The organism is Ruegeria sp. H7 (assembly GCF_056532945.1).
Genome location: NZ_JBQFNZ010000002.1, coordinates 435,230 through 450,809, shown reverse-complemented (window position 1 = coordinate 450,809; position 15,580 = coordinate 435,230). Strand labels below are relative to the sequence as shown.

Sequence of the window (15,580 nt, the reverse complement as noted above, 5' to 3'; positions counted from 1 at the left end):
CCGTAAGTGAACCAGCGACCCAGCCAACTGGTCCACAAGAGGCCAGAGAAGAAGGCGGTAGCAACCTTTTGGCTCAGAAATGACTATGCACGGACCATCTCAAAACAGGCTCAGTTGGTCCCCGGACTGCGGCGGGATCGAGAACAGATCGCAGCGCAGAGCGTCGGATTTGATTGCCAGCCCAAGGCGCTTGCAGGCTTTCGAAAAACGCTGTGCAATGACCTGCGCATACTCCCCCTCGCCCCGCATTCTGTGACCCCAACGAGGATCGTAATCCCGACCTCCGTGCATGTCGCGCAGGCGGGACATCACCTTACCTGCGCGCGCGGGTTCATTCTGGGCCAGCCATTCTTGCCATAGTCCCGAGACCTCTCTGGGTAGGCGCAGCATGATCCAGCTTGCGGTATCTGCACCGGCGTCCCGGCCTGCCTCCAGCAACTGTTCCAATTCGTGATCGGTCAGCCCCGGAACCAGCGGAGATGTCATCACGCGCACCGGCACCCCGGCTTGCGTCAATCTGCGGATCGTCTGCAACCGTCGGTTTGGTGACGGGGCCCGAGGTTCCATCCGACGCGACAAATCCGCATCCAGCGTCGTCAGCGATATGCCGACCCGCGCCAGTCCCAACTCGGCCATTGGGGCCAGAATATCAAGATCCCGCTCGATCAGCGCGCCTTTGGTGACAATGGCAACCGGGTGGTTGAAGTCCTGCAAAACCTGCAAGCATTCCCTTGTTATCAAACGGGTTTTCTCTATGGGCTGGTAGGGGTCTGTGTTGGTCCCCAAAGCGATGGTCGCCACGCGGTAGGACCGCGACGACAGTTCTTTGCGCAGAACATCCGCCGCGTTCGGACGGGCAACCAAACGCGTTTCAAAGTCCAGCCCTGCGGACAGACCCAAATAAGCGTGGCTGGGTCTGGCAAAACAGTACACGCAACCATGTTCGCACCCGCGATATGGGTTAATCGATCGATCAAAGGGCAAATCCGGAGATCGGTTATAGGTGATCACACTCCGCGCGATCTCATCCCGAACCTCGGTACGCAGGGGGGGCAGGTCTTCGTCCGCCGACCAGCCATCATCGGTTGCGACAGTGGCATAGCGTTCAAACCGACCAGCGTCGTTTGATGCGGTTCCCCGCCCCCGGATTGTGAAATGATCAGTCATTTGTTCGCTTTTTGTTCCTATCGGCAAAGTAACCAAAGACCGCCGCAACGGCAAGTGCCACGCGGCTTTCCGGCCAAAAAACAGAATCCAGGGGATTTCGCCTAACGACCTGAACCATATGCAGAATGATCTTGCGAAGAATTCAGTCGCAGATTGCGAATTTCTATCCTATAGGTCGGTCCCGAAACCACTGAGGTCGTAATCGTCACAGTCAAACTGCGACGTTTTAGCCAAAACGGAACAAATGCCACCATGGACCTATGGTCCAAACAGCTCAGGGAATCGCCCCATGTCTGATGAAGAAGACATCATCCTGTCCGAACTGAACGACGACGAACTTGTCGAACAGATGTTCGACGACCTTTACGATGGCCTGAAGGAAGAAATCGAAGAAGGTGTGAACATCCTGCTGGAACGCGGATGGATGCCTTATGACGTTCTGACCAAAGCGCTGGTCGGTGGCATGACCATCGTCGGCCATGACTTCCGCGACGGTATCCTGTTCGTGCCCGAGGTTCTGCTGGCCGCCAACGCCATGAAAGGCGGCATGGCTATCCTCAAGCCTCTGCTGGCGCAAACCGGCGCCCCGCGCGTAGGCAAGATGGTGATCGGAACCGTGAAGGGCGACATCCACGACATCGGCAAGAACCTTGTCTCGATGATGATGGAAGGCGCGGGTTTCGAGGTTGTCGATCTGGGCATCAACAACCCGGTCGAAAACTACCTGGAAGCGCTGGAAAACGAACAGCCCGACATTCTGGGCATGTCCGCCCTGCTGACCACCACCATGCCTTACATGAAGGTCGTGATCGACACGATGGTCGAGCAAGGCGTGCGTGACGACTACATCGTTCTGGTCGGCGGCGCACCTTTGAACGAGGAATTCGGCAAGGCCATCGGTGCCGACGCCTATTGCCGGGACGCCGCCGTTGCGGTGGAGACAGCGAAAGAGTTCGTGTCGCGCAAGCACAACCAACTGGCAGGCTGACCCGTCAGACATATCTGATTGAAAGGCCGCCCTCACATGGGCGGCTTTTTTGTTGGATTGTCACAAGTGAAGCGGTCAGGAACCAAGGCGTCGGCGACCTGACACAGGATGTCGGTGCAAGGCTTGCCCAAAACCGTCATTCGTCCTTTTCTGAACACAGCGCAGCAGAAAGCACAGCCATGCCGAACGACACCCTGCCCGACGATACAAGCCTGACCAATCAGGGATACTCCACCGATACCTCTGGAAGCATCCTGTTGATCGCCTGCGGAGCCTTGGCGCGCGAGATCCTGGATCTGAAAAAACGCAATGGCTGGGATCACATGGCGCTCACCTGTCTGCCGGCGATTCTGCACATTCATCCTGAACGGATCACGCAGGCGGTCGAGGACGCCGTGGCCAAACACCGCGATCATTACGACCAGATCTTTGTGGTCTACGCCGATTGCGGCACCGGTGGGCTGCTGCAACAAGCCTGTGAACGTCTGGGGGTTGAGATGGTCAAAGGCCCCCATTGCTATTCGTTTTTTGAAGGCAATCAGACCTTCGCCGACCACGGCGATGATGAAACGACGGCTTTCTATCTGACGGATTTTCTGGCCCGGCAGTTCGATGCCTTTGTATGGAAACCGCTAGGGTTGGACCGTCACCCGGAACTGCGGGACATGTATTTCGGCAATTACACAAAGCTCGTCTATCAGGCCCAGACCGATGACCCTGCCCTGACCGAACGCGCCCGCGCCTGTGCCGACAAGATGGGTCTGGAATTTGAACGCCGCCTCACCGGATACGGCGATCTTGAGGTCACCCTGAAAGGCTGGGCCAAGCGACCGGGTTAGGGTCAGGCGTTCTCTTGCGCGACGTCGCGGATACGTTCGATCATGGAACGCAAGCCGTTTGAACGCTGCGCTGACAGGTGGTCGTTCAGCCCAAGCCGCGCCAATTCACCGCCTGCGTCCACCTTGGGAACTTCGGCCACGGGCAAACCGTTATACAGCGACCGAAGAACCGCAATCAGCCCGCGCACGATCAATGCGTCGCTATCCCCGTCAAACCGGAACACGCCGTTTTCGATCATTGGGTGCAGCCACACCTGACTGGCGCAGCCGTTCACCTTGGTCGCCGGAACCTTGAGCGCATCGTCAAGCGGGTCCATCGCCTTGCCCTGCTCGATCACATGGCGGTACCGGTCTTCCCAGTCCTCCAGAAACTCAAAATCCTCGACGATGTCTTCAAAGGCGGGCGTTGCCATTGTGCGGCGGTCCTTCCGTTGCATTCACAATTGTGACCTAAGGCGGCGATGCACGGCTGTCCAGCCCCTGCCGTGGCTTTTCAAGGGGCGGAAATTGCGCTAACCCATTGACTGAAATACAGCCAAAGAACCGTGGGTCCATGCAAAAATCATTGTCCATCCTTGTCGTCGTCGCACTGACCCTGACCGCCTGTAACAGTTGGCGCGAGTCGCGCGTGAACCCGTCGAACTGGTTTGGCTCCAGCACCCCGGCCCCGGTCGAGACAGCTCCGGCAAATGACGCCGATGCGTTGATTCCCGAACAACGCGGCGGTCGCGGCCTGTTTGCGCGCCCTGAAGAGGTCGATACCAGCGTTCCTATCGCCAAGATCGATGAATTGCGGATCGATGCCATACCGTCAGGCGCAATCGTATACGCCTCGGGTACTGCAATCCGTCAGGGCGCATATGAGGCGCGGCTTGTACCTGTGGAATCAGAAGAAAACCGGAAGAACGGCGTTTTGGAATTTGTGTTTCGCGTGAACTACCCGACCTATCAGACCGCTCAAGGGTCTGAGAGGACGCGCATGGTGTCCGACGCGATCAATGTCACCAAGCAAGACCTAGAGGGCATCCGCGTGGTCCGGGTGGTCGGACAGCAAAACGCTCTGGAATCGCGGCGGCGTTAAGGGCGTTTACAGTGAAACGACCTTGACGGCCTGACCTTTGGCGGCCAGTGCAATCTTGCCCTCGCACAGCTTCAAAGCATCCTCGCCGAACACTTCGAACCGCCAGCCTGACATGGCAGGCAATTCGCGCTCGCCCGCTGCGATCTGATCCAGTTCGGAACTGGTCGCGATCAGCTTGGCGGCCACGCCCGAACTTTCGGTTTTCGATTTCAGCAGCACGCGCAGCAAATCCGCCAGCGCCGGGTTGACCTTCAGCTTGTCGCGCGAGGTATCGACCTTGGGCATCTGGTCCGGCGGGCAGTTCACGCCACGCTTCACGGCAGTCAGAATACCATCGGCAATCGCACCCTTACGCGCCTCGCGCAGCAACAGGCGCGATCCGCCCAGTTCCGACGGGTTTTTGGGTTTGGTCGAGGCAAGCTCGATCAGCGCATCATCCTTGAACACCCGGTTGCGTGGTACGTTGTTTTCCTGCGCGTACGCTTCACGGAATTGTGCCAGTTCCCGCACGACGGCGAGGAACTTGGCCGAGTTGGTGCGGGTTTTCACCCGTTTCCACGCATCCTCGGGTCGGATGTCATAGGTTCCCGGCTGCGTCAGCGTGCGCAATTCCTCGGATACCCAATGGCTGCGCTTGGTCTTTTGAAGCTCGGCCGCAAGATGTTCGTAAATCCGGCGCAGATGGGTTACATCGGCCAGGGCGTAGGTCTTTTGCGCATCCGTCAACGGACGCTTGGACCAGTCGGTGAACCGGGATGTCTTGTCCACGCCCTGCTTGCAAATCTTGCGCACCAGTGTCTCATAGCCGACCTGCTCACCAAAACCGCAGACCATCGCGGCGACCTGGGTGTCGAACAGAGGGGTCGGGAATACATTGGCCTCGACCCAGAAGATCTCAAGATCCTGCCGGGCCGCGTGGAACACCTTGACCACATCTTCGTTTTTGAACAACTCGAGCAGAGGCTCCAGCGACAGGCCATCCGCCAGCGGGTCGACCAGAACGGCGCTGTCCTCATCCTCGGACGGGACGGCCAGCTGCACCAGGCACAGTTTCGAATAATAGGTCCGCTCGCGCAGAAACTCGGTGTCTACCGTGACATAGGGGTATCCGGCAGCAGCCGAGCAGAATTCGGCCAGCTCTTGCGTCGTCGTCAGGGTTTTCATGCGCCGTACTATTCTTGCTCTTGTTCTTTGTGTGACTGCCCGTTTTTCCGCGTCCCGAGCGATACAGGCGACCATAAGACGATTTTTACGCGCGTGTAAATCACCCAAGGGCGATCAGGGCAGCATAAGAACGGACCTGTTGCCTTCTGCGTAACGGCGCAGCACCGCCGGGTAGAGTTGATGCTCCCACACCAGAACCTTTGCGGCCAGATCCTCGGGCGTATCCTCGGGCGAAATCTTTACCCGCGCCTGACCCAAAATCGGACCATCATCCAGCGCCGCCGTCACCTCGTGCACGGTGCAGCCATGTTCTGAGTCACCCGCCTCAATGGCCCGTGCATGGGTATGAAGGCCCTTGTACTTGGGCAACAGAGACGGGTGGATGTTCAGCATCCGGCCCTGAAAGCGCGAGACGAAATCGCCGGTCAGAACCCGCATGAACCCGGCCAGACAGACGATATCCGGCTGTGCCTCTTCCAGCGGTTTCAGCAGCTCAGCCTCAAACGCGGCGCGGTCGCCTTTGAACGGGCGATGATCGACGGCTGCGGTCGCGATCCCGCGATCCCGGGCCTTGACCAGACCGCCTGCCTGCGCGTCATTCGACAGAACCAGACAGGGCCGCGCGGGGTGATCGCCGGCCATGCTGTCGACCAGCGACACCATGTTCGACCCGCCCCCGGAAATCAGGATGGCGACGCGCTTGTGGCTCACAGCAGCTTGCCTGAATAGGCCACACCCGCAGTGTCTGTGACCGTGCCGATGCGCGAGACAGTCTCGCCTGCGTCGGTCAGCAGCGCCGACAGCGCATCTGCCTGATCGGCGTCACAGACAACGATCATGCCGATACCACAGTTGAAGGTCTTCAGCATCTCGGCCTCGGCAATCCCGCCAGTTTCAGCCATCCAGCCAAAGACCGGCGGCAACTCCCACGCATCCAAATCGATCTGCGCACCCAGTCCTTCGGGCAGAACACGCGGCAGGTTCTCGGTCAGGCCACCACCGGTGATATGCGCCAGCGCATGCACGCCCCCTGCCCGGATCGCCGCCAGCGCGGGCTTTACATACAGCCGCGTCGGCGTCAGCAGCGCCTCACCCAACGAGCCGCCGCCAAAGGGCGAGTCAGCGTCCCAGCCCAACCCCGAAATCTCAACCAGCTTGCGCACCAGAGAATAACCGTTGGAATGCACCCCGTTCGAGGCCAGCCCCAGCAGCACATCGCCCTCCTGCACCCCATCCGGCAGGTCCGCCCCGCGCTCCATCGCGCCGACCGAGAAGCCGGCCAGATCAAAATCGCCATCGGGGTACATACCCGGCATCTCCGCCGTCTCACCACCGATCAGGGCACAGCCCGATTGGGCGCATCCTTCGGCAATGCCCTCGATGATCCGCGCAGCGGTATCGGTGTCCAGCTTGCCGGTGGCGAAATAATCGAGGAAGAACAAGGGCTCAGCGCCCTGACAGATCAGATCGTTGACACACATGGCCACCAGATCAATGCCCACGCCATCCACGACGCCGGTATCGATCGCGATCCGCAGCTTGGTGCCGACACCATCGGTCGCCCCGACCAGTATGGGGTCTTCATACCCGGCCGCCTTGAGGTCAAACAGGGCTCCGAACCCGCCCAGCCCGCTCATCACGCCGGGGCGGTTGGTCCGCTTGGCGGCGGGCTTGATCCGGTCGACCAGAGCGTTGCCTGCATCAATGTCAACGCCTGCATCGGCATAGGTGATTCCGTTCTTGCCCGCTGTCATGGTAGGTCCCTTACGAATGCTTTGCGGGCGGGTTAGTCGATTGTGCGCATCTATGCAACGGTCAGGCTTGACGCGGGCGTTCACCGTGGTACTCAAAGCTTCAGGCGGGCCTGTAGCTCAATTGGTTAGAGCAGAGCGCTCATAACGCTTTGGTTGCGGGTTCAAGTCCTGCCGGGCCTACCAGAAAACCGGGTTTTCTTACGGAATCAGGTCTTAGATTCCTCGTTCCGCATTCGAATTGATCCGACACGGCGTTGCCCAAATGTCTGCCGCATCTACCGCCCAATGATAATATCGGCGCACAATCCGCCCAGTCGCTCGCTTTTGCCCAACCTTAGCACTCCGCCATGCGCGCGGGCGACGTCGGCGACGATGGCAAGGCCAAGGCCGACGCCGCTGCCTTGGTTCTGGTTGCGCGCAGGATCAAGGCGGGTGAAAGGCTTGACCGCTTCGGTCCGCATCTCCGAAGGGATGCCCGGGCCGTCATCTTCGACCCGGATGCGCAGGGTTTTTGGCGTGACCGACAGGCTTATGTCAGCGCGATTGCCATAGCGGACGGCGTTCCCGATCAGGTTTTCGACCGCGCGTCGAATGGCCATGGGGCGCAGCATGACGGTGCCCTGCCCGTCAACGTCAACCAGTTCAGCCTGATAACCGGCCCGTTTGGCATCCTCGACGATCTGGCGCACAAGCGCCTTGGGCTCGACCTCTTCCGGAGAACCTTCGGCAGCGCCGCGGGAAAAATCCAGAAAAGCATCCAGCAAAGACTGCATCTCGGTGACGTCTTGCTGCAGCGGCGCGGCCTCATCCTCGGGCAGCATCGACAAGCCAAGCTTCAGGCGGGTCAAGGGGGTCCGCAGGTCGTGGCTGACGCCGGACAGCATAAGCGTCCGCTGCTCCATCTGGCGTTCAATGCGGGCGCGCATGTCCAGAAAAGCGTTTCCGGCTGCACGTACTTCAATCGCCCCGCCCGGGTTGTAAGGTACAACGCGCCCGCGTCCGAACGCCTGTGCTGCATCAGCCAGCCGCGTAATCGGCCGCAACTGGTTGCGCATGTAAAGAAATGAGATCGACGTCATGACAATCGCAAAGAACAGCATGGTCACGATCAACTGGTGCGGTGCCGTCGGGGCCAGCCGCCTGCGGTCGAACACAAGTTCGAGCGTCCCCAGATGCGTATCCAGATATAGCCGGGCGTCCGGGCCGTTGGGCAGCGCCACGGCATCCAGATCCGGCAAAAGGGCGTGCAGATTGGCCTCGACCTGCGGCGCAATGAAATCATACCAACGCCGCGTTCCGATATTCGGCTCTTCATTGATGCCAAGGAATCGCGCGCTGATTTCAAGCGCAACCAGATCTGGACGCACGGCAGCGATGGCCTGTTGCTGTGTCTCGACATCACTCATCGCGCTTGTGATCAGATCAACTTCGCGCGCGGCGGCACGGACCATTTGCGCGGTCACGTCCTCAAGATGCCGTTGCAGGAACGCATTCCCGACCACCAGCAACAGGACGATCACCGGCACAACCAGAATCAACGCCGCCCGGGCGTAAAGACTGTGTGGCAGATAGGGTTTGAGCCATTGCGAAGACATGCGCTAAACCTAGCGGGCTGCCCGGGTAAGAGGAAGAGGACAGAATGCAGGCCCCAGACGATTTCAACCCGCCCGCCGGGATTGCCACGCAGTTGCAACCGGGGGTGCGGCGCATTCTGGCCCCCAACCCTTCGCCCATGACCTATCGGGGCACCAATACCTATCTGCTGGGGCAGCGGGATATCGCAATCATTGATCCCGGCCCTTTGTCGGACGCGCATCTAAATGCGATTCTGGAGGCTTTGGAACCGGGCCAGAAGATCAGTCATATCTTTGTGACACACAGCCATCTGGATCACTCACCGCTGGCGGCACCACTGGCTGCACGCACCGGAGCGCAGATCTACGCCTTTGGGGGGCCCGAGGCCGGGCGCAGCGCGGTCATGTCCCAACTGGCCCAAAACGGTCTGGCCGGAGGCGGTGAAGGCATCGATACGCAGTTTCGCCCGGACATCGAAGTCGCCGATGGAGAGGTGATTGAGGGAGAGGATTGGCAGCTTGAGGTGATCCACACGCCGGGACATCTGGGCAACCACATCGCATTGGCCTGGGGCCAGACCTGTTTCTCCGCAGATCACGTGATGGGCTGGGCCAGTTCGCTGGTGTCACCACCTGACGGAGACCTGACCGATTTCATGACCGCCTGTTACCGGCTTCAGGAACGCGAATGGGCGGTCTTCCACGCCGGGCACGGAGCGCCCATCACCGACCCGTCCGGGCGGTTGGAGTGGCTGATTCAGCACCGCCTTGGACGCGAGGCGCAAATCCTGTCGGCGCTGGAAGACCGCCCCGGCACGGCCCGAGACTTGGCCGAGCGTATTTACACAGAAACTCCCAAATCCCTTCTGCCCGCAGCGGAACGCAATGTGTTTGCCCATCTGGTTGATCTGGTTGGAAAATCCAAGGCAACCCATAGCGGCGCCTTGTCCGCAGACGCCGTTTTTGCCCGGCAGGATTGAGCCCGAAAAAATTTTACGAAACGCACGCTTCCCCACTGGACGAGGAAAATCCGGGTTGTTATACGCGCCCTCAGTTCCGGCGTAGCTCAGCGGTAGAGCAGTTGACTGTTAATCAATTGGTCGTAGGTTCGATCCCTACCGCCGGAGCCAAAATCTTCCCCCTCAAAATCATGCTTCTATTGGGCGCAATCACCAATGAATTGCGGCCAGAGTTGCCCTGTCAAAAAAACTTGCCTGTACCCTCTGGACGACGCGAAATCTGGTTGTTATACGGCGCGGACCGTTCCGGCGTAGCTCAGCGGTAGAGCAGTTGACTGTTAATCAATTGGTCGTAGGTTCGATCCCTACCGCCGGAGCCATTCACCCTCACACGCGCAAGATCATCCCGCCAGGGCGTCCTTGTAATCCGCGCGCAGGTTGCGTTTCAGCACTTTGCCGGTTGCGTTCAGTGGCAAAGCATCAACGAAAACAACCTTGTCCGGGATTTGCCATTTGGCGATTTTTCCATCGAAGAAGGCCAGCAGTTCCTGTTCGCTTGGGTCCTGCCCTTCGGCTTTCACAGCCACCAACAAGGGGCGTTCGTCCCATTTCGGATGCGGTACACCTACAACGGCAGCGGTGGCGAGCTTTGGATGGGCAACGGCGATGTTTTCCAGTTCCACCGAACTGATCCATTCGCCACCGGATTTGATGATGTCCTTGGACCGGTCCCGAATCGTCATGTAGCCGTCCGGGTCCAGGGTCGCCACATCGCCGGTGGCGAACCAGCCATCCTGCAACAACTCCTGATCCTGCATCTGGAAATAGCTGTCCAGAACCCAGTGGCCGCGCACCATCAGATCGCCTTGGGTTTCGCCGTCATGGGGCAGATCATTGCCATCGTCATCAACGATTTTCAGTTCCACCCCGAACGGCGGACGGCCCTGATTCTCGCGTATTTTGCGCTGTTCTTCGATGGGCAGGTCCAGATGCTTGGCAAGCGGCGTATTGGTTGTGCCCAGCGGGCTCATCTCGCTCATCCCCCAGGCGTGAATCGTGTCAACGCCATAGGTGTCGCGGAACGTGTCGATCATCGATGGCGGGCACGCCGCGCCGCCAATCACGGTGCGTTGCAGACTGGTCAGCTGGCTGCCCGATTGCGCCGCATGGGCCAGCAATCCCTGCCAGATCGTGGGAACGCCCATAGCCAGCGTCACGCCGTAGGTGTCGATGAGGTTAACCAGCGCCTCGCCATGCAAATCCGGGCCGGGCAACGCCATTCTGGACCCCGACATCGCACAGGCATAGGGCGAGCCCCAGGCATTCACATGGAACATCGGCACAACCGGCATCACCACATCGCGGGCCGAAAACCCGATGCAATCGCGGGTGTTTGACCCAAAACTGTGCAGCAAAGTCGAACGATGGGAATACAAGACACCCTTGGGGTTCCCCGTCGTGCCCGAGGTGTAACACAGGCTCGACGCCATGTTTTCATCGAAACTGGGCCAGACAAAATCCGCATCGCCGGTCTCGATCAGTTCATCATAGAACTCCACCCCATCGATCTGGGACAGCGCCTCGTCATTACGTGGTCCCATCAGGACAAAGTGCCGGACCTCGGTCAGCGCGGATTTCAGAGCCGCGACCAGAGGGATAAAGGTGGCATCAAAAAACAGAACCCGGTCCTGCGCGTGGTTTATGATATAGGACAGTTGCTCGGGGAACAGACGCGGATTGACCGTGTGGCACACATATCCCGCGCCCGAAGTGCCATAGTAGATCTCAAGATGTCGCCGGTTGTTCCAGGCCAACGTGCCGATCCTGTCCTGAGGCTCTAATCCCAGCTTGGTCAGCGCGGATGCCAGTTTGCGCGCATTGCCGGCGACCTCGGCCCAGTTCGTGTGCGTCACGGTGCCATCGGTTTCGACCGAGTAGATTTCGGTCTGCCCGTGATAACGTTCGGCGTGATCAATCAGCGACGAGATCAGCAAAGGCTGCGTCATCATCTGTCCCAGCATGGACATCCTCCCCATTCTCGGCGCGACCATGTGCGGCCATCGCCTTGTCCTCGACACCTGGGGGTGTGGCCCCGCGCGTCAATTCAGACTTATCCTCAGGGGAAACCCTGCCAAGCATTTAATTGTCTGACAATTAAAAAATGCAACCCGCCCGCAGGGCAAGCTGCGTTAAATGGCGTTAATCGCGGTGCCGTAGAGCATATACAACCAATGCCGCGGTCGATCCATCCTTACCCGCCGCGCTTTCATCGCCGTCCACAATCGGCCCCAGCGAGGTGGCGAGTTCCTTGCCCAGTTCCACGCCCCACTGATCGAACGAATTGATGCCCAGCAGCACGCCTTCGACAAACACGCGATGTTCATAAAGGGCAATGATCTGGCCCAGCACAAACGGAGTCAGCTTGGGATAGATCAGCGTGGTCGAGGGGCGGTTTCCGGGGAACACGCGGTGGCGGGCCTGGCGGTCCTGTTCGGCCCCTTCAAAGCCTTTTTCTGCCATCCGGGCGCGGGCCTCGTCCAGTGACCGGCCACGCATCAGCGCCTCGGACTGGGCCAGACAATTGGCCAGCAACAGGCGGTGATGATGGGCCAGTTCCGGCTCGTGCCCTTCGGCGGCAACCATGAACTCGCAGGGGATGACGTCGGTGCCTTGATGGATCAGCTGGTAAAACGCGTGCTGGCCGTTTGTGCCGGGTTCGCCCCAGACAACCGGGCCAGAGGGAACGGTCAGGTCCGATCCATCCATCGCTACCGATTTGCCATTCGATTCCATCTCAAGCTGTTGGAAATAGGCGGGAAGGCGCAGCAAACGCTGGTCATAGGGCAGAACCGCGCGGCTGGCATAGCCCAACACCTGACGGTGCCAGATGCCGACAAGTGCCAGCAGAACCGGCATATTCTCACCCCATTCGGCCGAGCGGAAATGCAGGTCCATCGCCTGCCCGCCCCGCAGAAACGCATCAAACGCGTTCGACCCCACGGCGATCATCACCGGCAGACCTACCGGTCCCCAGACCGAGTAGCGCCCACCGACCCAATCGGCAAAGCCAAAGACTCGTTCTGCCGGGATGCCAAATTCCTGTGTCTTGTCCAACGCGCTGGAGACCGCTGCGAATTGCTTGGTCGGGTCACCGCCGCCGTCGCTCATCCACGCCCGTGCGGTGCGGGCGTTGGTCATGGTCTCGATCGTCGTGAAGGTCTTTGAGGCGACGATGATCAGCGTTCGCATCGGGTCCAGCTGTCGCAGCGTATCCGCAATATGCGCCCCGTCTACGTTCGAGACATAGTGAACGCGCGGGCCGTCGTGATACGGCGACAGCGCATGGGTCGCCATCACCGGGCCAAGGTCCGAGCCGCCGATGCCGATATTCACCACATCCGTAAAACTGCCCCCCACGCCCGAGATCGCACCACCGCGCACCTCTTCGGCAAAGACCCGCACCCGGTGCAGAGTATCCAGCACGTCAGGCATGACGTCCTGCCCATCGACCTGCACCGCCCCCCCATCCAGATTGCGCAGCGCCGTATGCAGCACCGCGCGCCCTTCGGTTTCATTGATCTTTTGACCCGAGAACATCGCCTCGCGCCGCGCGGCCAGGTCGGCTTCGTCACACAGGCGGATCAGCCCTGCGCGCACCTCCGCGTCGATCAGGGTTTTTGAATAGTCAAACACCATGTCACCGGTTGAGGCGGAAAAGCCCTGCGCCCGGTTCGGGTCAGCGTCGAACAAATCCAGAATACGCCCAGCCTTGCCTGCCAGCGATTTCAGGTGATCCAGTTTCATAACAGTCACTCCGCCCAATGTACGGTCATGCCACTCAGAACAGCGGCGATCGGCGCATCCTCGGGGGGCAAAGACATGGCGCGTTCCAGCGCATCGCGTTTGGCCGCGCCAAAGATAATTAGGTGTTTGGACAGTGCCCCGTCCAGAACCGGCGCGGTTAGCGTGATGCGCGGTTCCGGCTGAACCTCGGTCCGGGCCACGGCAAGCGTTGGCGCGTGGCTGTCCAGCGCAGCGGCCAGCCCCTCCATTCCCGGAAACAGCGAGGCCGTGTGCATGTCTTCGCCCATACCCAGAACCAAAACCGAAAGCGGCAGAACCGGCGCGATCAGGGACTCGATTTCCGGCAGAGCAGCCTCTGGCTCGGCCCCCGGAACATAAAGCGGGATGTACTGCGCGACCGAGGCGCGGTTGGTCAGCAGCCGCTCGCGGATCAGACGCTCGTTCGAACGGTCGCTATCAGCGGGCACGCAACGCTCATCGGTGGCCATGACGCGCACGCGATCCCATGCCAGATCGGCGGCACAAAGCACGTCGAACACCGGACCCGGCGTGGTGCCACCGGGCACTGCCAGTGCAACCGTTTCATTGTGCAGCAGCGCCGCCTCAAGCTCTCCGGCCAAGGCGTTCGCGACGTCTATAGCCAGCATATCGCGGTCGGCATAGTCCTGAATTTTCATGGCTTTATTCCTTGCCAGAGGCGACCGTCTCGTTTCATCAGCAGCTCGGCGTCGCCGGGGCCTGTGCTGCCGCTGTCATAAGGTTTGGGCACATCGCCGCGCGCCTGCCAACCGGCGATGATCGGGTCGGTCCAGGCCCATGCGGCCTCGACCTCGTCGCCGCGCATGAACAGGGTCTGATTGCCCCGGATCACGTCCATCACCAATCGCTCGTATGCATCGGGCGGATCCTGATTTTCGGGCCCCAGCGCTTCGGCGAAACTCATGTCCAAGGGCACGTCGATCAGACGCATTCCACCCGGTCCCGGTTCCTTGATCGTCACCTTCAGCGTGATGCCTTCGTTCGGCTGCAGCCGGATGGACAGCGCATTCGCGTGCCGCCCCGCAGCCTCACCAAAGATCGAATGCGGCGCGTCCTTGAACTGCACATTGATGACCGAGGACCGCGCGACCAGCCGCTTGCCGGTACGCAGATAAAACGGCGTTCCCGCCCACCGCCAGTTGCTGACATGAGCTTTCAGGGCCACATAGCTTTCAGTGGTCGAGCGTGGGTGGCCCACGACCTCACGATAGCCCGGCCCGTCCGGACCGGCCGCGAACTGACCCCGGACGATGTGATGCGGTTCGACCGGATCAAGCGCGCGGATCACTTTCAGCTTTTCATCCCGCACGGCGTCGGGATCAAACTTGGCTGGCGGCTCCATCGCGATCAGGCAGAGCAGCTGCATCAGGTGGTTCTGCACCATATCCCGCATGGCACCGGCGCGCTCATAATACTCCTCGCGCCCATCCACGCCGACAGTTTCCGCGACGGTGATCTGGATGTGATCGACATACTGGCTGTTCCACAACGGCTCGAACAGCATGTTGCCAAAGCGCACGGCCATCAGGTTCTGGACCGTCTCTTTACCCAGATAGTGATCGATCCGGTAAATCTGCCCCTCGTCAAAATGCGCCGCCAACGTGGCGTTGAGCGTTCGCGCGCTTTCCAGATCATGACCAAAGGGTTTTTCGACCACAATCCGGGTCTGCGCCGTGACCAAGCCATGCGATCTGATCTGTTCCGCTAACGGACCAAACAGGCGCGGCCCGACCGAGAAATAAAAGGCCCGAACACGATCATCCGTCAGTCTGGTCGACAGATCGCCCCACCCGTCCGCCGACATCGCATCCAGCGCAACATAATCGACGCGCTGCAAAAATCCGCGCAATGCATCCGAATCTGCCGCCCGTCTGGGCGCGTTCAGCCTTAGCGAACCGGCCACCATTTCGCGAAACCCATCCGGGGTCAGGTCGCTGCGGGCTGCGCCGATGATTCTGGCATCACCGGGCCATTGCCCGGCGCAAAACCTGCGAAACAAAGCAGGCAGAATCTTGCGCTGCGCCAGATCGCCGGTGCCGCCGAAAATGACCAGATCAAATGGGTCAACAGGTATGACGCGAGAAACCATGGCCCGTCCTTACCCTGCCCCTGTCGGCATGTCCAATGTTAGCGCAATCACATCGAGGTTTTTTGAGATTTCTACTCATTCATCAAAACTCTGTCAGAACAGCCCCAAGCCCTTACCAACAG

Annotated in this window: 14 protein-coding genes and 3 tRNA genes; 7 read left to right on the top strand and 10 right to left on the bottom strand. The window is 60.0% G+C overall.

The annotated features are described in order from the left end of the window. Positions 1–99 precede the first annotated feature (99 nt). Positions 100–1,167 (bottom strand): PA0069 family radical SAM protein, encoded by a 1,068-nt coding sequence (locus ACR0AC_RS07270; protein ID WP_480872598.1) that lies wholly within the window; start codon positions 1,165–1,167, stop codon positions 100–102. Positions 1,168–1,456: 289 nt separating this feature from the next. Between ACR0AC_RS07270 and ACR0AC_RS07265 the strand changes: the two genes are divergently transcribed. Together ACR0AC_RS07265 and ACR0AC_RS07260 are read left to right on the top strand one after the other, a co-directional pair. Further along, on the top strand, positions 1,457–2,155 hold the full coding sequence (locus ACR0AC_RS07265; RefSeq protein ID WP_170450348.1) for a cobalamin B12-binding domain-containing protein: 699 nt from the start codon (positions 1,457–1,459) through the stop codon (positions 2,153–2,155). Between the two features lie 179 nt (positions 2,156–2,334). Then, positions 2,335–2,994, top strand: a complete 660-nt coding sequence (locus ACR0AC_RS07260) for a DUF1638 domain-containing protein (RefSeq protein WP_480872596.1) — start codon at positions 2,335–2,337, stop codon at positions 2,992–2,994. Positions 2,995–2,996: 2 nt separating this feature from the next. Here ACR0AC_RS07260 and ACR0AC_RS07255 read toward each other — a convergent pair whose 3' ends face one another. After that, positions 2,997–3,407, bottom strand: coding sequence for a SufE family protein (locus ACR0AC_RS07255; RefSeq protein WP_480872594.1), 411 nt, complete (start codon positions 3,405–3,407; stop codon positions 2,997–2,999). 140 nt (positions 3,408–3,547) lie between these two features. Here ACR0AC_RS07255 and ACR0AC_RS07250 point away from each other — a divergent pair, with 140 nt between their 5' ends. Next, the gene (locus tag ACR0AC_RS07250) at positions 3,548–4,075 is read left to right on the top strand and encodes a hypothetical protein (RefSeq protein WP_170450341.1); all 528 of its coding nucleotides are present in this window, start codon (positions 3,548–3,550) and stop codon (positions 4,073–4,075) included. Positions 4,076–4,081: 6 nt separating this feature from the next. Here ACR0AC_RS07250 and rnd read toward each other — a convergent pair whose 3' ends face one another. The 3 genes from rnd to purM all read right to left on the bottom strand — a co-directional run bounded on the left by rnd (position 4,082) and on the right by purM (position 6,993). Continuing rightward, a complete protein-coding gene (gene rnd, locus ACR0AC_RS07245; protein WP_170450339.1) occupies positions 4,082–5,239 on the bottom strand; it encodes a ribonuclease D in 1,158 nt (385 codons plus the stop codon). Between the two features lie 114 nt (positions 5,240–5,353). Next, complete coding sequence (gene purN / locus ACR0AC_RS07240) at positions 5,354–5,950, bottom strand: phosphoribosylglycinamide formyltransferase (protein ID WP_170450337.1); 597 nt, start codon at positions 5,948–5,950, stop codon at positions 5,354–5,356. Continuing rightward, the gene (purM, locus tag ACR0AC_RS07235) at positions 5,947–6,993 is read right to left on the bottom strand and encodes a phosphoribosylformylglycinamidine cyclo-ligase (RefSeq protein ID WP_480872591.1); all 1,047 of its coding nucleotides are present in this window, start codon (positions 6,991–6,993) and stop codon (positions 5,947–5,949) included. The genes purN and purM overlap by 4 nt, the downstream gene beginning before the upstream one ends. 106 nt (positions 6,994–7,099) lie before the next feature. Here purM and ACR0AC_RS07230 point away from each other — a divergent pair. Continuing rightward, positions 7,100–7,176: transfer RNA gene (locus ACR0AC_RS07230), tRNA-Ile, on the top strand. Positions 7,177–7,268: 92 nt separating this feature from the next. Here the strand turns inward: ACR0AC_RS07230 and ACR0AC_RS07225 are convergent. Next, positions 7,269–8,588, bottom strand: coding sequence for an ATP-binding protein (locus ACR0AC_RS07225; RefSeq protein WP_170621863.1), 1,320 nt, complete (start codon positions 8,586–8,588; stop codon positions 7,269–7,271). Between the two features lie 44 nt (positions 8,589–8,632). Here ACR0AC_RS07225 and ACR0AC_RS07220 point away from each other — a divergent pair, with 44 nt between their 5' ends. The 3 genes from ACR0AC_RS07220 to ACR0AC_RS07210 all read left to right on the top strand — a co-directional run bounded on the left by ACR0AC_RS07220 (position 8,633) and on the right by ACR0AC_RS07210 (position 9,906). Next, positions 8,633–9,547, top strand: a complete 915-nt coding sequence (locus ACR0AC_RS07220) for an MBL fold metallo-hydrolase (RefSeq protein WP_480872589.1) — start codon at positions 8,633–8,635, stop codon at positions 9,545–9,547. Positions 9,548–9,622: 75 nt separating this feature from the next. Continuing rightward, positions 9,623–9,697, top strand: a tRNA-Asn gene (locus ACR0AC_RS07215). Between the two features lie 134 nt (positions 9,698–9,831). Next, positions 9,832–9,906, top strand: a tRNA-Asn gene (locus tag ACR0AC_RS07210). Between the two features lie 21 nt (positions 9,907–9,927). Here the strand turns inward: ACR0AC_RS07210 and ACR0AC_RS07205 are convergent. The 4 genes from ACR0AC_RS07205 to zwf form a co-directional block, all read right to left on the bottom strand. Then, a complete protein-coding gene (locus tag ACR0AC_RS07205; RefSeq protein ID WP_170450329.1) occupies positions 9,928–11,547 on the bottom strand; it encodes a long-chain-fatty-acid--CoA ligase in 1,620 nt (539 codons plus the stop codon). A 178-nt stretch (positions 11,548–11,725) separates the two neighbouring features. Beyond that, complete coding sequence (pgi, locus tag ACR0AC_RS07200; protein WP_480872587.1) at positions 11,726–13,330, bottom strand: glucose-6-phosphate isomerase; 1,605 nt, start codon at positions 13,328–13,330, stop codon at positions 11,726–11,728. Positions 13,331–13,335: 5 nt separating this feature from the next. Further along, complete coding sequence (gene pgl / locus ACR0AC_RS07195; protein WP_170450325.1) at positions 13,336–14,007, bottom strand: 6-phosphogluconolactonase; 672 nt, start codon at positions 14,005–14,007, stop codon at positions 13,336–13,338. After that, positions 14,004–15,458 carry a glucose-6-phosphate dehydrogenase gene (gene zwf, locus ACR0AC_RS07190; RefSeq protein WP_170450323.1) on the bottom strand — a complete coding sequence of 485 codons (1,455 nt, stop codon included), beginning with the start codon at positions 15,456–15,458 and terminating at the stop codon, positions 14,004–14,006. Before zwf ends, pgl begins: the two co-directional genes overlap by 4 nt. Positions 15,459–15,580: the final 122 nt, after the last annotated feature.

Coding starts and splice junctions, on each gene's coding strand:
- ACR0AC_RS07270 (WP_480872598.1), bottom strand. CDS start 1,167: ATGACTGATCATTTCACAATCCGGGGGCGGGGAACCGCATCAAACGAC.
- ACR0AC_RS07265 (WP_170450348.1), top strand. CDS start 1,457: ATGTCTGATGAAGAAGACATCATCCTGTCCGAACTGAACGACGACGAA.
- ACR0AC_RS07260 (WP_480872596.1), top strand. CDS start 2,335: ATGCCGAACGACACCCTGCCCGACGATACAAGCCTGACCAATCAGGGA.
- ACR0AC_RS07255 (WP_480872594.1), bottom strand. CDS start 3,407: ATGGCAACGCCCGCCTTTGAAGACATCGTCGAGGATTTTGAGTTTCTG.
- ACR0AC_RS07250 (WP_170450341.1), top strand. CDS start 3,548: ATGCAAAAATCATTGTCCATCCTTGTCGTCGTCGCACTGACCCTGACC.
- rnd (WP_170450339.1), bottom strand. CDS start 5,239: ATGAAAACCCTGACGACGACGCAAGAGCTGGCCGAATTCTGCTCGGCT.
- purM (WP_480872591.1), bottom strand. CDS start 6,993: ATGACAGCGGGCAAGAACGGAATCACCTATGCCGATGCAGGCGTTGAC.
- ACR0AC_RS07225 (WP_170621863.1), bottom strand. CDS start 8,588: ATGTCTTCGCAATGGCTCAAACCCTATCTGCCACACAGTCTTTACGCC.
- ACR0AC_RS07220 (WP_480872589.1), top strand. CDS start 8,633: ATGCAGGCCCCAGACGATTTCAACCCGCCCGCCGGGATTGCCACGCAG.
- ACR0AC_RS07205 (WP_170450329.1), bottom strand. CDS start 11,547: ATGCTGGGACAGATGATGACGCAGCCTTTGCTGATCTCGTCGCTGATT.
- pgi (WP_480872587.1), bottom strand. CDS start 13,330: ATGAAACTGGATCACCTGAAATCGCTGGCAGGCAAGGCTGGGCGTATT.
- pgl (WP_170450325.1), bottom strand. CDS start 14,007: ATGAAAATTCAGGACTATGCCGACCGCGATATGCTGGCTATAGACGTC.
- zwf (WP_170450323.1), bottom strand. CDS start 15,458: ATGGTTTCTCGCGTCATACCTGTTGACCCATTTGATCTGGTCATTTTC.